The organism is Burkholderia sp. 22PA0106, assembly GCF_047497155.1.
Lineage (GTDB): Bacteria > Pseudomonadota > Gammaproteobacteria > Burkholderiales > Burkholderiaceae > Burkholderia.
This window is the reverse complement of record NZ_CP163162.1, coordinates 42,426-56,581: the sequence shown is the minus strand read 5'-3', so window position 1 is coordinate 56,581 and position 14,156 is coordinate 42,426. Positions and strand designations below refer to the sequence as shown.

12 protein-coding genes are annotated in these 14,156 nt (G+C 69.5%); 6 read left to right on the top strand and 6 right to left on the bottom strand.

Translation table 11 applies throughout. The annotated features are described in order from the left end of the window. Position 1: 1 nt before the first annotated feature. Together AB4850_RS00250 and AB4850_RS00245 are read right to left on the bottom strand one after the other, a co-directional pair. Positions 2-1,588, bottom strand: a complete 1,587-nt coding sequence (locus AB4850_RS00250; protein ID WP_414440624.1) for a DHA2 family efflux MFS transporter permease subunit — start codon at positions 1,586-1,588, stop codon at positions 2-4. A 58-nt stretch (positions 1,589-1,646) separates the two neighbouring features. Continuing rightward, complete coding sequence (locus AB4850_RS00245) at positions 1,647-3,077, bottom strand: HlyD family secretion protein (protein WP_414440623.1); 1,431 nt, start codon at positions 3,075-3,077, stop codon at positions 1,647-1,649. On the opposite strand from AB4850_RS00245, the gene AB4850_RS00240 reads away from it, so the two are divergent. The 5 genes from AB4850_RS00240 to AB4850_RS00220 all read left to right on the top strand — a co-directional run bounded on the left by AB4850_RS00240 (position 3,064) and on the right by AB4850_RS00220 (position 8,868). Beyond that, complete coding sequence (locus AB4850_RS00240; RefSeq protein ID WP_414440622.1) at positions 3,064-3,369, top strand: hypothetical protein; 306 nt, start codon at positions 3,064-3,066, stop codon at positions 3,367-3,369. The genes AB4850_RS00245 and AB4850_RS00240 overlap by 14 nt on opposite strands. A 72-nt stretch (positions 3,370-3,441) precedes the next feature. Then, positions 3,442-4,650 (top strand): cytochrome P450, encoded by a 1,209-nt coding sequence (locus tag AB4850_RS00235; RefSeq protein WP_414440621.1) that lies wholly within the window; start codon positions 3,442-3,444, stop codon positions 4,648-4,650. Between the two features lie 240 nt (positions 4,651-4,890). Then, positions 4,891-6,660 carry a hypothetical protein gene (locus AB4850_RS00230; RefSeq protein ID WP_414440620.1) on the top strand — a complete coding sequence of 590 codons (1,770 nt, stop codon included), beginning with the start codon at positions 4,891-4,893 and terminating at the stop codon, positions 6,658-6,660. A gap of 104 nt (positions 6,661-6,764) precedes the next feature. Continuing rightward, complete coding sequence (locus AB4850_RS00225) at positions 6,765-8,153, top strand: uracil-xanthine permease family protein (protein WP_414440619.1); 1,389 nt, start codon at positions 6,765-6,767, stop codon at positions 8,151-8,153. A 70-nt stretch (positions 8,154-8,223) separates the two neighbouring features. Beyond that, positions 8,224-8,868, top strand: a complete 645-nt coding sequence (locus AB4850_RS00220; protein WP_414440618.1) for a DNA-3-methyladenine glycosylase I — start codon at positions 8,224-8,226, stop codon at positions 8,866-8,868. 4 nt (positions 8,869-8,872) lie between these two features. On the opposite strand, the gene AB4850_RS00215 is transcribed toward AB4850_RS00220, so the two are convergent. Continuing rightward, a complete protein-coding gene (locus AB4850_RS00215; protein ID WP_414440617.1) occupies positions 8,873-9,772 on the bottom strand; it encodes a transcriptional regulator GcvA in 900 nt (299 codons plus the stop codon). A gap of 163 nt (positions 9,773-9,935) precedes the next feature. On the opposite strand from AB4850_RS00215, the gene gstA reads away from it, so the two are divergent. Next, positions 9,936-10,547: a glutathione transferase GstA gene (gstA, locus tag AB4850_RS00210; protein ID WP_414440616.1), complete on the top strand. Its 612-nt coding sequence runs from the start codon at positions 9,936-9,938 to the stop codon at positions 10,545-10,547. 58 nt (positions 10,548-10,605) lie between these two features. On the opposite strand, the gene AB4850_RS00205 is transcribed toward gstA, so the two are convergent. The 3 genes from AB4850_RS00205 to AB4850_RS00195 form a co-directional block, all read right to left on the bottom strand. Then, a complete protein-coding gene (locus AB4850_RS00205) occupies positions 10,606-11,496 on the bottom strand; it encodes a peptidylprolyl isomerase (RefSeq protein ID WP_414440615.1) in 891 nt (296 codons plus the stop codon). Between the two features lie 422 nt (positions 11,497-11,918). Next, on the bottom strand, positions 11,919-13,424 hold the full coding sequence (locus tag AB4850_RS00200) for a sensor histidine kinase (protein ID WP_414440614.1): 1,506 nt from the start codon (positions 13,422-13,424) through the stop codon (positions 11,919-11,921). After that, a complete protein-coding gene (locus AB4850_RS00195) occupies positions 13,421-14,152 on the bottom strand; it encodes a response regulator transcription factor (protein ID WP_414440613.1) in 732 nt (243 codons plus the stop codon). Before AB4850_RS00195 ends, AB4850_RS00200 begins: the two co-directional genes overlap by 4 nt. Positions 14,153-14,156: the final 4 nt, after the last annotated feature.

Genomic DNA, 14,156 nt, shown 5'->3' with positions numbered 1-14,156 from the left:
GTCAATGTCCTCCCGGTCCGCCCGCCGCCTTCGCCGGCGTGAACAGGAATGTCAGTGGAATGCAGGCCGCGCAGAAGATCGCGAGAATCGCGAACACGTCGATATACGCGAGGATCGTGGCCTGCGAGACAAAGGTTTCGTAGAGCCGCCCGTTCGCCGTCTGCAACGCCGCCGAAGGCGGCGCGCCGGTCAGCGCGGTGATTTGCTGCGCGTTGCGCTGCAAGGCGTCCTGGAAGTTCTGCGAGAACGGCGACATGTGCTCGGACAGATGCGCCATGCGCGCCTGCGCACGCTCGCGAATCATCGCCGTGGACACCGAAATGCCGATCGAGCCGGCCACGTTGCGGAACATCGTGAACAGCGCCGAGGCGTCGTCGTTCAGGCGCGGCGGGATCGTCAGGTAGGCGAGCGTGGTGATCGGCACGAACAGGAAGCCGATCGCCATCGATTGCGCGCAGCGGATCAACATCAGGTGCCGGTAGTCGATGTCGGGCACCAGGATGCGCGAATAGGCGAGCGACGCGGCCAGCAGCACGAAGCCGGTGGCCACCAGGTAGCGCGTCTGCACGTGCGGCATCAGCTTGCTGACGATCGGGATCTCCATCGTGATCAGGATCGCGCCCGGCGACAGCACCAGCCCGGCCAGCGTGGCCGTATAGCCGAGCTGCTGCTGCGCGAGCTGCGGCACGATCACGGCGCTGCCGTACAGCACGGCCGCGAACATCGCGATGGTGACGCAGCCGAGCGTGAAATTGCGGTCGCGCAGGCAGGCGAGATCGACCACCGGTTTTTTCGCGTAGCGCAGCCAGAGGATCGCGCCGGTGATCCCCGCCGCCGCCAGCACCGCGAAGATCCGGATGAAGTTCGAGCCGAACCAGTCCTCGTCCTCGCCGCGGTCGAGCATCACCTGCAGGCAGCCCAGCCCGATCGCGATCAGGCCGATGCCGATGTAGTCGATGCGGATGCCGCGCTCGCCGTCGCGCCGCCACGGCGGATCCTCCACCAGTTGCATCACGGCCAGCACCGTCAGGATTCCCACCGGCACGTTGAGCAGGAACACCCAGCGCCACGAGAACGTATCGGTGATCCAGCCGCCGAGCGTCGGCCCGAGCACCGGCGCGACCACGATCGCGATGGCCGAGATCGAGAACGCGCGGTTGCGCTGCTCGGGCGGGAACGTGTCGAGGATGATCGATTGCTGGTTCGGCTGCAGGCCGCCGCCGAACAGGCCCTGCAGGATGCGGAACACGATCAGCTGGCCGAGGTTGGTGGCGATCCCGCACAGGAAAGAGCACACCGTGAACGCGGCGATGCAGATCACGAAGTAGCGCTTGCGCCCGAGCAGCCGGCCCAGGAAGCCGGAAATCGGCAGCACGATGCCGTTCGCGACGAGATAGGACGTCAGCGTCCAGGTGGCCTCGTCGTAGCTGGCCGACATGGTGCCCGCGATGTGCGGCAGCGCGACGTTGACGATGGTGGTGTCGAGCACCTCCATGAACGCCGCCAGCGTGACGGCGATCGCGATCAGCCAGGGGTTCGCGGCGGGCCGCCAGGCGCGCTCGCTGGCGGCGGGGTGGGCGGTGCTCATCGGCAATCCTCGCGACGCAATGGCAGAAACGGCAGGGAAGACAGCGGCATGGCGGCGCTCACGGCAGATGCACGGTCGGCGTCACCGACAGGCCGAGGCCGAGCGGCGGATTGTTCGGCGGCGTGCCGTCGAGCACGATCTTCACCGGCACGCGCTGCACGATCTTCACGAAGTTGCCGGTGGCGTTCTCGGCCGGGAACGCCGAGAAGCGCGAGCCGCTGCCGAGCTGGATGCTGTCCACGTGGCCGTGCAGGTCGAGGCTCGGATAGGCATCGATCGACACGTCCACCTTGTCGCCGATGCGCATCCGTTCGAGCTGCGATTCCTTGAAGTTCGCCGTGATCCACACGCGCGGCGTGACCAGCGAGAACAGCGACGCCCCCGTTTGCAGGAACGCGCCGAGCTGCACGTTGCGGCGCGTGACCCAGCCGTCGGACGGCGCACGGATCTCGCAATAGGACAGGTTCAGCTCGGCCTGATCGCGCTGCGCCTGTGCTTGCAGCACTTGCTGGCGGCGCTCCTCGATGGTGCTCTCCACCTGGCGCAACTGCTGCGGCACCAGCGCGGCGGTGCGGGCCTGCGCGCGGGCCATCGCCACGTTCGCATCGGCGCTGGCGCGTTGCGCGTCGGCCGCGTCCACCTGCTGCTTCGAGGTGGCGCGGGCGTCCACCGCGTGCTGGCGCTGCTGCGCGGCCTGCGCCTGCTTGTAGGCCGCATCGGCCGATTCGATCTGCGCGCGCGCCTGGGCGTACTGCGCCGGGTACTGCACGCGCGCGATGTCGAGCTGCACGCGCGCCGAATCGAGTTGCGCCTTCGCCAGCCCCAGTTGCGCGTCGGCCGATTCGAGCTGGGCGCGGTAATCGCGCGGATCGATCTGCACCAGCACGTCGCCGCGGTGCACGAAGCGGTTGTCGTCGACGTTCAGACGCGTCACGTAGCCGGACACATGCGGCGCGATCGTGATCGCGTTGCCGTCGGTGTAGGCGTCGTCGGTGCTGACCTCGTTGCGCGTCAGGAACCACCAGATCAGCGCGCCGATCGCGAGCAGCACCACCACGATCGCGAGAATGATCAGCGGCTTCTTGCCGGGGCGTTTGCGTTTGGGGGCGTCGTCGTTTTCGTCGCCGTCGCCGTTGCCGTCGTTGCCTTTTCCGTCGCCGTCGCGTGCTTTGCCGCCGTTGCGGTCGCGGCCGCCGTCGCCATTTCCGCCGCCATTTCCATCGCCATCGCCGCCGGTGTGGCGGCGGTCGTCGCCGTCGCGCGGCCCGTCGCGGCGGCCGCCTCCGTCCCCGTCGGGCGCCTCGGCGTCGCGCCCGGGGCCGTCGTTCGCATCGTGAGCGCGCGCGCCGCCGGGCGGGGCCGGGCGGCCGTCGGCCTCGTCGTCGCGGTTCGTGGTGCGCGGCACGACGAGGGCGGCCAGCCGCGCCAGCAGGCGGCGCGCGGCAGCGGCCGGATCGGGCGGCAACGGAAACAGGATGACTTCGGACATCGCACGGCACTCCAGGGCAGGATCGCCCCGCACGGTCGTGCGCGAGGCGGCATGGGGGCTGCGCAGCAAATCGCAGGCCCGCCCGGGCGACAGCCCGCGAGCCTTGTCCGGCAAGGGTTTGCGCCGCATGCTGCGCCGCTCCGGATTCGCGGCGGAATCCGTGCGGGCGGTTTTTACAAGCCGGGATGTCGCCGGGCACGGCGGAAATGGCGGGGTGCGTGGCGCGGTTCCGCGATGCGGGATGCGGGATGCGCACGTCATGCGAAGCGCCGGCCTGCCAAACGAAAATTGAAGCGACGATGGAATAAATCGGCCCGGCTTGGTGTTATAGAAGTCACCGTCCCCCTCCGCGCCTGGCCATTCCATGAATTTCTCGATGTTTTCGTCGCCGGCGTTCTTCGCCGATCCGTATCCGCTCTACGCACAGTTGCGCGCCAAGGGCCCCCTGATCGAAATCGCGCCGAACGCGCGCGTGACCGGCGACTACGCCGTGATCGACACGCTGCTGCGCGAGCGCCGCGCCGGGCGCACCTATCTGGAGAGCGTGCGCGTGCGCTACGGCGACGACAAGGTCGACATGCCGGTGTTCCAGATGTTGAGCCGGATGTTCCTGATGATGAATCCGCCGACCCACACGCGCCTGCGCACGCTGCTGATGAAGGCGTTCAACGCGCGGCAGGTCGAAAGCCTGCGCGAGATCGTCGAGGTCTCGACGCACGAGCTGCTCGACGCGATCGCCGCCAAGCCCGCGTTCGACTTCGTGGCCGAATACGCGCAGCCGCTGCCGCTGAACATCATCTGCCGCCTGCTCGACATCCCGTTCGACGACGGCACGCGGCTCGGCCACGCGGCCAGTTGCATGGCCGCCGCGTTCGAGCTGGCGCCGCTCGATGCGGTCATGCTGAACGAGGCCAACGAAGGCGCGCTCGCGCTCGAACGCTATTTCGAGGGCGTGATCGCGGCGCGGCGCGGCCAGCCCGGCGACGATCTGATCTCGGCGCTGTTGAGCGTGGAGGACGAAGGCGAGACCTTCGTCGAAAAGGAAGTGATCGCCAACGTCATGCTGCTGTTCATCGCCGGCCACGAAACCACCTCGAACGCGCTCGGCAACGCGATGATCGCGCTGTTCCGCCACCCCGACAGCCTGGCCGAGCTGCGCGGCGACCCGGCGCTGCTGCCGTCGACGATCGCCGAATGCCTGCGCTACGACAGCTCGGTGCAACTGACGGTGCGCGCCAGTTTCGACGATATCGAGGTGGCCGGCCAGATCCTGCCGCGCGGCACGATGGTGTTCATGCTGATCGGTTCGGCCAACCGCGATCCGGCCGTGTTCCCCGAGCCGGACCGTTTCGATATCCGGCGCGCGAATGCGAAGGCCGCGCCGGTGTTCGCGGGCGGCATCCATTACTGCCTCGGTGCGCGGCTCGCGCAGATGGAAATGGAGATCGCGATCGGCGCGCTGCTCGCGCGCTTCCCGAACTTGCAGCCGGTGAACCTCGACGCGCTCGAATGGCGTCATCGCAACACGCTGCGTGGGGTGAAGGCGCTGCCGATGACGACCGGGGTGGCCTGAGGGGTTTCGGGGGCGCGATCTGGCGGGTTGGCGGGTCGAGCCTGGCTGCCGGGAAACTTCGGGTTTCGCGATCGGGGTTCGGCTTTCGCCCGGCGCGAGGCGCGCGGCCGGGTTAAACGTGTTAAGTCACCGAACCTGTCTCGCCGCAAGACGCCGGACTGCCGCGCCCCGCCTCGATTGCATCGAACGCATCGGCCGGGCGAGACCGCGCCACCCGGCTCTTTACCGGAATCACGCCCGATGCCCCTCAACTCGCTGAACAATTCGTCCAGAATCGACCGGACGTCCACGCCGACGACCAGCCCGGGCAACGGGCATGCCGGCGCGCCGACGCCAGCGCCCACCGGCGCGGCAAGCCAGCAGGCATCCGGTTCGGTCACGCTGCAACGGCTCGGCGCGGTGCGGCGGCCCCAGCGTGCCAAGACGTCCGGCGCGGGGCAGGCGAAGGCGGGCAGCGAGGGGCGTGAGGAAGCGTCGTCATCGGGCGACCACGCGCAACTGTCGATGCCAGCGAACATGGCCGCGCTGCTGGCGGGTTCGGAAGGCAAGGCGGGCGCGGAAGACAAAACGACCGCCACGCCGACGCCGCCCAGGCAGGAGGCCGAATCCAAGCCGGATTCGCAGGATTCGGCACCCGCCATGCAGCAGCGCCCGGAATCGGCCGCCGCCACCGCGTCGGCGAGCCCCACGGCATCGCAATCGGCCGCACCGGCCGTGCCGCCGCGCCCGCCATCGGCCTCATCGCGTCCGCCCGGCACACCGCCCCCTCTTCCCGCACGTCCGCGTCCGTCGGGCACGCCGCCGCCCATTCCCAACGCCACGCGTCCGCAAGGCGCACCGCCGCCGATTCCTAACGCCACGCGCCCGCAAGGCGCACCGCCGCCCATCCCGCACGCCACGCGTCCGCAAGGCGCACCGCCGCCGATTCCTAACGCCACGCGCCCGCAAGGCGCACCGCCGCCCATCCCGCACGCCACGCGCCCGCAAAGCGCGCCGCCGCCGATTCCGCACGCCACGCGTCCGCAAGGCACACCGCCACCGATTCCCCACGCCACGCGTCCGCAAGGCGCGCCACCCGCGGCCGCTCAACCGCGCCCCGACAACGATCTCGCCGCGCTGCTCCAGGAGGATCTGGCAACCGCCGACGCCGCGCCGCCGGCCTACACGGCGCTGCCGCAAGACCCGGTGCAGAACGCCCACCTGTGGGCGGGCCAGCTCAACGTGATGAGCAATTACGCGCCGGACCCGGCCGCCCACATCGACGACCTGCTGCAACTGATGGGCAGCCGCCCGATCAGCGAGGCCAACGCGGGCCACGTGAGCCTGCCCGACCTGCCCCCGGCGCAACGGGCCGCCGTGGCCGAGCAAGCCGTGCAGACGCTCTGCAAGACGATCGCATCGATGCCCCCCAACACGCTCAAGGCGCGCGACGTGCACGGCGCGATCGCGGCCGCGCAGCACGTCACGCCGCTGGCCCAGCGCGCGGTGCTGCTCGGCGATCTGGCCAAGATGCTGAACAAGGTCGATTCGCGCGGCGCGCACCAGTCGGCGTTCCGCGCGATCAGCGATCAGGTCCACCTGCTGCCGCCGCAAGACCGCATGCAGGTGCTGAACGGCCTGGCCCTGAACGCGTTCCACCCGGAATTCGCCGACTCGCCCGGCGCCGGCCAGGATGCCGCCGCCAACATGCGCGCCGTGATGAACCATCTCGCGCACGTGCCGCCCGACATGCGCACGCCGCACGAAACGGCCATCGTGCTCGACACGATGGCCGGCTGGATGCCCGACATGATGGCGAACACCCCGCCGAGCCACTGGCAGCCGCTGGTGCACGAGCTGATGCAGGAAGCCGGCAAGCTGCCGCCGGAGGAAGGCGCGTTCATCACCGACACGGTCGGCAAGGCGTTGGACATGATGAAGCCGGGCGGCCCGCTGCAAGGCGTCGACATGCAGGCGCTGCTGCTGGTGGTGCCCGACCACCTGAAGCCGGGCCACCGCGACGAGGATTGACGCCCTATCGGGGAAGACACGGCGCGGCGGCGCGGGTGATCGATCGCCCGCGCCGGAACCGTTAAAATCGCGCACCTTCCTTCTTTCGAGCGGCCTTCCGAGCGATGCAACCCGCACATTCCGGCGCAAACGCCCCCGCCCCTGCCCCTGCCCACGATCTCGTCTACGGCCCGAACGATCGCCCCTCGCCGGCCGTCGCGTTCGTCGCCGCGCTTCAGCATCTGCTCGCGATCCTGGTGCCGATCGTCACGCCGGGCCTGCTGATCTGCCAGGCGCTGAACGTGCCGAGCCGCGACACCACGCTGATCGTATCGATGTCGCTGGTGATCTCGGGCATCGCGACGTTCCTGCAATGCCGCCGCCTCGGCCCGCTCGGCGCGGGGCTGCTGATCGTGCAGGGCACCAGCTTCAACTTCGTCGGGCCGCTGATCGCGGGCGGCAGCCTGATGGTCAAGCAGGGCACGCCGGTCGAAACGGTGATGGCGGCGATCTTCGGCGTGGTGATCGCCGGCTCGTTCGTCGAGATGGCGGTGTCGCGCATCCTGCCGTTCATCAAGCGGCTGATCACGCCGCTCGTGACCGGCATCGTGGTGCTGCTGATCGGCCTGACGCTGATCAAGGTCGGCCTGATCAGCATGGGCGGCGGCTACGGCGCGATGGCCAAGGGCACGTTCGCGAGCGTGCAGAACCTGACGCTGTCGTGCCTCGTGCTCGGCACCATCGTCGTGCTGAACCGCGTGCCGGTGGCGTGGGTGCGCAGCACGGCGCTGGTGATCGCGCTGGCGATCGGCTATCTGGCCGCCGCCGCGATGGGCCGCCTCGATTTCACCGGCGCGCGCGAGGCCGCGCTGTTCCAGATCCCAACGCCGCTGCATTTCGGGCTCGGCTTCTCGTGGTCGCTGTTCGTGCCGATGCTGATCATCTACGTGGTCACCTCGCTCGAAGCCATCGGCGACGTGACGGCCACCAGCAAGGTGTCGCGCGAGCCGGTGGAAGGGCCGCTGTGGATGCAGCGGATCAAGGGCGGCGTGCTCGTGAACGGCGTCAATTCGCTGATCGCGGGCGTGTTCAACACGTTCCCCAGCTCGGTGTTCGCGCAGAACAACGGCGTGATCCAGTTGACCGGCATCGCGAGCCGCCACGTGGGCATCTGGATCGCGGCGATGCTGGTGGTGCTCGGGCTGTTCCCGTCCGTGGCCGGCGTGCTGCAGGCCGTGCCGGAGCCGGTGCTCGGCGGCGCGGCGATGGTCATGTTCGGCGCGGTGGCCGCCTCGGGCATCAACATCCTGGCCGGCGTCGCGCTCGATCGCCGCGCGCTGCTGATCATCGCGGTGTCGCTCGCGCTCGGGCTCGGCGTCGCACAGGTGCCGGAGATCCTGACCAGCCTGCCGCAAGCACTGCGCAACGTGCTGGCCTCGGGCGTCGCCACCGGCGGCCTGTGCGCGCTGCTGATGAACTGGTTCCTGCCCGAGCGTCAATCCATCCACCCATAAGTCCGCAATCCGGAGCGGCGAAGGCCATGCTAGGCTTGGCCGCTTCGATCAATGCCCGCCCCTCCCCGCCATGGATGCGAAACGCGCCACCGCCCCCGCCGGCCGCCCCGGCAAGGACAAACCCACCGATGCCGTGCGCTGCGAAGATGGCCTGATGCGCCCGCCCTGGGCCGTCGGCGACCCGATGCTGCGCGCCTACTACGACACCGAATGGGGCATGCCCGTGCGCGACGAACAGGGGTTGTTCGAGCGGATCAGCCTGGAAGGGTTTCAGTCGGGCCTGTCGTGGGCGATCATCCTGCGCAAGCGCGAGGCGTTCCGCGCGGCGTTCGCGCGGTTCGATCCCGAGCGCGTCGCGCGCTTCACCGATGCCGACGTCGAACGCCTGATGGCCGACGCCGGCATCATCCGCAATCGCGCCAAGATCCTCGCCACCATCGGCAACGCCGCCGCCACGCTCGCGCTGCGCGACCAGGGCGGCCTCGCGAAGCTGGTCTGGTCGTTCAAGCCGGAGCTCACGCCCACGCCGCGCACCATGGCCGAGGTGCCGACCGTCTCCGAGCAATCCACCGCGTTGAGCAAGCAGTTGCGCAAGCTCGGCTTCCGCTTCGTCGGCCCAACCACGATGTTCGCGTTGATGGAGGCGATCGGCATCGTCGATACGCATCTGGTCGAGAGCCACCGGCGCGGCAGTTCGGGGGTGTGGCCGGTTTAGCGGGTCACGCCGCCGCCACGTCGATCAGCCATTCACGCAACGCCGCCACCGCGCGGCTGTCGGCCCGCTCGGGCGGCGACACGAGATAAAAACCGCGCCCGGTCGCCACGCGCGTCTCGAACGGCGCGACCAGGCGCCCCGCCCTCAGATCGTCTTCCACATAAGCACGCCGCCCGATGCAGACGCCGAGGCCATCCACGGCCGCCTGCACGGCCAGCAGCGCGAGATCGAAATCGAGCCGCTCGCACGAGCGCCCCGCGAGATCGGTCGGCAAGCCCGCCGCCGCGAGCCAGACGGGCCAATCGTCGTGCGTCATGCCGCCCACCTGCAACAGCGTGTGCCGCGCAAGCCGGCCCGGCTCGGTGAGCGGATCGCGACCGGCCAGCAACGCCGGGCTGCACACCGGGAAAATCTCGTCGTCCATCAGGCGGTCGCAGCGCAGGCCCGGCCAGTCACCGCTGCCGTAGCGAATCGCCGCGTCCGCACCGCCCGCCGCGAAATCGACGAGATCGGTCGACGCGCCGACGCGAAGATCGATTCCCGGATGCGCCGCGCGAAACGCACCGAGGCGCGGCAGCAGCCACTTCGAGGCGAAGCTCGCGAGCGTGGACAGCGTCAGCGTGGGTGCATCGGTGCCGGCGCGCAGTTGATCGGTCGAGAAGCGCAGTTGCGCGAACGCGAGGCTCACGCCTTGCAGGTAGGCCTGCCCCGGCACGGTCAGTTCGAGCCGCTCCTTGAGGCGCAGAAACAGCCGCACGCCGAGTTCATCTTCGAGACGTCTGATCTGGTGGCTGACGGCCGTTTGCGTGACGTTCAGTTCGGCGGCGGCCCGCGTGAAACTCATATGGCGCGCCGCGCATTCGAAGGCCTTCAGGCCGTTCAGCGAAGGAAGCTTGCCTGCCATGACGTGCGTGCGGAGGGAGAGGGAAGAAAGCGGCACCGGGCGGGCCGGCATGAGAATTTTTCATATCCTAGCACGCGAGATGTCGTTTGCCGGGCCGTCGAATCGTTGCGATCCTGCGCACCGGATGCACGCCGATTACTCGTCAAATCAAGGATGCCGCGCCATGAAACTCTACTTCGCTCCGCACGCCTGCTCGCTGTCGCCGCACATCGTGTTGCGGGAACTGGGCTTGCCGTTCGAACTCGTCCGCGTCGACAACCGCAGCAAGCGTACCGCCGAAGGCGGCAGCTTTCTCGACGTGAATCCGAAGGGCTATGTGGCCGCGCTGACGCTCGACAACGGCGAGGTGCTGACCGAAGGCCCGGCGATCGTCCAGTATCTGGCCGACCTGAAGCCCGAGGCCGGACTCGCACCGCCGAACGGCAGTTGGGCGCGCGTGCGGCTCCAGGAAACGCTGAACTTCATCAGCACCGAAATCCACGCCGGTTGCAGCCCGCTGTTCGACCGCGAACTGCCCGAGCGCATGACAACGCAGATCGAGGCGCGCTTGTTCAAGCGCCTCGATCTGCTGGCCGCCACGCTGGCGGAACGGGATTACCTGATGGAAACCTTCGGCGTCGCCGACGCCTACCTGTACACGGTGCTGACGTGGCTGCCGGCGTTCTCGATCGACATCGCACGATGGCCGGCGCTTGCGCGCTTCATGGCGCGCGTCGGCGAGCGCGACGCGGTGCGGGCCGCACTGGCCGCCGAAGCGGCGGTATTGCCAGTTTGACGCGTGCCGACAGGAACGATTCGAATGGCGCGGCGCAGAACGCGCCGCGCGCGGGGGCTTACTGCTCGATCGTGGCCTGCCCGGTCAGCCGCTCGATCAACGCGCTCGAAGCGTGCGTCTGCGCGGCCACTTCGAGGTTGCGGCGCAGCACCGGGGCGGCCTGCTCGAAGGTCGGCACCACGGTCGGCTGCTTGTCGTCGAGGCGGACGATCACATAGGCGCCACCGAGCGAGATCGGCGCACTGACGGCACCGCTGTCCATCGAGACGATCTGCTGCGCCAGCGCGAGCGGCAAGCCGCCGGTGTGGCCGTCGACGAGCGGCGTCTTCAGCCACAGCGGCGTGGTCACGCCGCCGTTCGCGGCGGTGTTGTACTTCTGCGCCACCGCCATGAAATCGGCGCCGCCGCGCAGTTCCGCTTGCGCGGCCTGCACCGTGGCGGCGTCGCCCACGGCGATCACGAGCGGGTGATATTCGAACTGCCCGGCGCTGGCCACCAGTTGTTGGTAGCTGGCCATCACCTGCTCGGCCGTGACCTGCTCGGGCCGCGCATGCTCCCTCAAATAGAGATCGACGGCGGCCTGCGAACGCGCGCGGGCCGCCACGGCCAGCACTTCCGGCCGCGTGTCGTAGCCGTCGTGCTCGGCGGCCTGCTCGACGAGCTGGCCGACCACCATCTGGCGCTTGAGACGCTCGCGCAGCACCGGCGTATCGGCCTGGCCGCTGGCTTTGACGGCCTCGTCGAGGCGGTGCTGCGGAATCGGCACATGGTTGACGATCGCGGCGACATTCGACGGCAGCCGCGCGGGCGCGGAACGGGTGGTCGGCGTGTGGTTGACGGTAGGTGACAGGGGCATGGGAGCGGGCGCCGTGGTAGCGAAAGCGGTGGACGGGATAGAAACGGCGGCCGCGCAGGCGAGCGCCGCCGAAGCGAGGGTGCGGGTGTTCATGAGCGTGTCCTTGATGGGGGATCGGACGGCGGGCGGACAGCGATGAGTGCCCTGCGTTCGCATATGGCAGCGTGATTCCGACAATCAACTTCACGGGGAACAGCCGTGCGACCGCGCCCACCGGCCGCCGCAAGACACTCATCGCTGTCGACCCGCTCGTACCGCTTCATCCCGCGGCATGCGTGACCACGGAGCCCCGAGCGGGGCGTGCATACGCGGTGTGGATCCCGGGTGAGAGAAATCGAAGCGCCCTGCAGGCAGGGCATCTCGATGAACGCCATTGTCTGCGTGCGGCCCGAGCGCACACAATCAGCCGCATCTGAAATTCGGCGCTGGCCGATTCCGAAGCGGCTCGGAAATATGTCTGAAAGTGCCGTGGGCGCGGCGGCCGTCAAGGGGTGCGGCGTTTTGTCGGAACCCAATCAGGATAGGATCGCGCCCGGCGTGGCACCGTGTGTCGCGTCGGCGCGGGCGGCATCGAACGCGTCGCGGCCCGAATCGAAGCCCGATTCGCGACTGGCATCCCGCCCCACCACCGGCCGCCCCGGCTGAAGCGCCACCGAGAACCGCGTGCCCACCGGCGAGCTGCGCACCCCGACCGTCCAGCCGTGGGCGAGCGCGATCTCCTGGCAGATCGCCAGGCCCAGCCCCGCGCCCTCGTAACCAGCGCCGGGCGCGCGCCAGTAGCGCTCGAACAGCTTCGGCAGATGCGCGTCGTCGATGCCCGGCCCTTCGTCGATCACATGCAGGCCGTCGTCGGCGCAGCGGATCAGCACGATCGCGCCGTCGGGCGAGACGTTGATCGCGTTCTCGACCAGGTTCTTGAGCAGGATGAACAGCGCGCTGCGGTCGGCGCGGATCGACACGCCCGCGCCATGCTCGTCGATGCGGAGCGTAACCCGCTTCGCGTCGGCCTTGCGCGTCAGATAGGCCTGCACGTCATGGAACACGTCGCCGATATTCACCGGCTCGAAGCTGAAGTTTTGCGACTCGCGCACTTCCGCGAGATGCAGCAGTTGTCGCACCTGGCGCGCCATCAGGTCGATCTCGCGAAACAGCAGCGCCTTGTCGGCGATCTCGGGCTGCAACTCGATCTGGCCGCGCAGCAGCGTGAGCGGCGTCTGCAACTCGTGCGCGGCCGACGCGAGGAAGTGCTGCTGCGCCGTGAAGCCCGCTTCGAGGCGGGCCAACGCGTCGTTGAAGCCGTCGATCAGCGGGCGGATCTCGCCGGGCACGTCGGCCACCGGCAGCCGCGCGCGCAGGTTCTGCGGGGTGATGGCGGCGGCCGCCGCCGAGACGTCGCGCAACGGCCGCAACACGCGGCGGATCGTCAACGGCAGCGTCAGGCCGAACACGATCGTCGCGATCACGACGATCACCGCCACCACGCGCGGAATCGGCTTGATCTTGAGGCTCGCGAGCGCGTCGAGGAACTGCACGCTGGTGGCCGCCTGCACGAAGCAGGTGGCCGCGCCGCACCGCACGCGCCGCATCGCGACGATGAACGGCCGGCCGTCGATCAGCATGCGCCGGCAGCCGTCGGGCACCGTGCCGACCGGCCCCGGCAGCCATGCCGGATCGGCCGCGCCCGTGCCGGTGCCCGACGCGGTCACGACCGCGCCATGCACGTCGAGCACGCGGTAGCGCAGCTCGGTCGGCGCGATGCGAAACAGCCAGGCCTGCCGTTCGGGCAGTTGCACGCCGACCGGCGCGCCGGTCGCGTCGAAGCGCAGCCCGGCCACGACGTCGTTGACGGTACCCATCTGCTCGGCGCGGCCGAGCACGTGCTGGGGATTGCGGTCGTAGGCCCACAGCACCAGGCTCGCCAGCACGCCCAGGCTCAACGCCAGCGCCATCACGTTGGTCAGCCAGAGCCGCGCCGACAGCGTGCGCAGCCGGCGGCCGGCGGGCGGATTCGAGGCGTTCATGCGCGATCCTCCGCAGCGTCGTCGTCCGGCGCGGCGGAACCGGGTGCGTCCGGGTCGTCGGCGCGCAGCACGAAGCCCGCGCCGCGCACGTTTTCCAGCCGCGTGCGCGACGCCATCGCCTGCAGCTTCCGGCGCAGCCGGTGCAGCGTGACCTCCAGCGCATTCGGCGTGACGCTCTCGCCCAGCCCCCACGCCGCATGTTCGAGCGTGGCGTGCCGCACCGTGCGACCGCCCGCGCGCATCAGGCACAGCATCACCTGCAACTCGGCCGGCCCGAGCTGCACGGCGCGCTCGCCGCAGCGCATCGTCTGCTGCTGCGGATCGACGCCCAGGTCGCCGAACCCGGCGGTCAGGTCGGCCAGCACCGCCGGGCGACGCATCAGCGAGCGCACCCGCGCCACCAGTTCGCTCATCGCGAACGGCTTGGTCAGATAATCGTCGGCGCCGCTTTCCAGGCCTTCCACGCGGTCGTGCAGCGCGTCGCGCGCGGTCAGCATCAGGCACGGCGTCATGGTGCCGGCCCGGCGCAGGTCGCGCACCAGGCTCAGGCCGTCGCCGTCGGGCAGCCCGCGATCGACGATCACGACCGTGTAATCGGCGCGATTCACGCCGTAGCGCGCCTCCGACACGCTGCCGAACAGGTCGGCCTCGATCCCGGCGGCGGCCAGCGCCTGGCGCACCATCCCGGCCAGCCGTTCATGATCCTCGACGATCGCGACTCTCGACATATTT